This window comes from Rhodopseudomonas sp. BR0G17 (assembly GCF_010907025.1).
In the GTDB taxonomy this organism is placed as follows: Bacteria; Pseudomonadota; Alphaproteobacteria; order Rhizobiales; family Xanthobacteraceae; genus Rhodopseudomonas; species Rhodopseudomonas palustris_H.
In genome coordinates this window covers 1-477 of sequence record NZ_QUML01000128.1, presented here as the reverse complement: position 1 = coordinate 477, position 477 = coordinate 1, and the positions used below count along the sequence as shown (strand labels likewise).

Sequence of the window (477 nt, the reverse complement as noted above, 5' to 3'; positions counted from 1 at the left end):
GTTCGCGGGTCTGCCGCAGACCGGCGGTCAGGCCGGCATAACCGACATCCCGCCGCTGACCGTCGCCGGCACCGCGGTGCACAGCCCGAAGGCGTGGTATGTCGGCATCTGGGGCGCGCTGCTGCTGCTGCAACTCGGGATGTCGAACCTGCTCGACTCCCGTCCCGGCCGCGCCATCCGGGCGCTGAAGTCCGGTGCGATCATGGCCGAAAGCCTCGGCGTCAACACCTGGGCGATGAAGATCGCCGCCTTCGTGATCGCCTGCCTGCTGGCGGCGCTGGCCGGCTGGCTGTACGCGCACTTCCAGCGCTTTCTCAATCCGTCGCCGTTCTCGTTCAACCAGGGCATCGAATATCTGTTCATGGCGGTGATCGGCGGCGCCGGATCGATCGGCGGCGCGCTGGTCGGCTCAGGCATCGTCGTTCTGGCCAATCAGTGGCTGCAGACCAATTTGCCGTTGATCCTCGGCATGCAGGG

The 477-nt window shown here is 66.9% G+C and carries 1 protein-coding gene; it reads left to right on the top strand.

Features of this window, described 5'->3' with window-relative positions:
• Positions 1-477, top strand: a 477-nt coding sequence (locus tag DY467_RS25515; RefSeq protein ID WP_164639832.1) for a branched-chain amino acid ABC transporter permease, incomplete at both ends; no start/stop codon positions are given.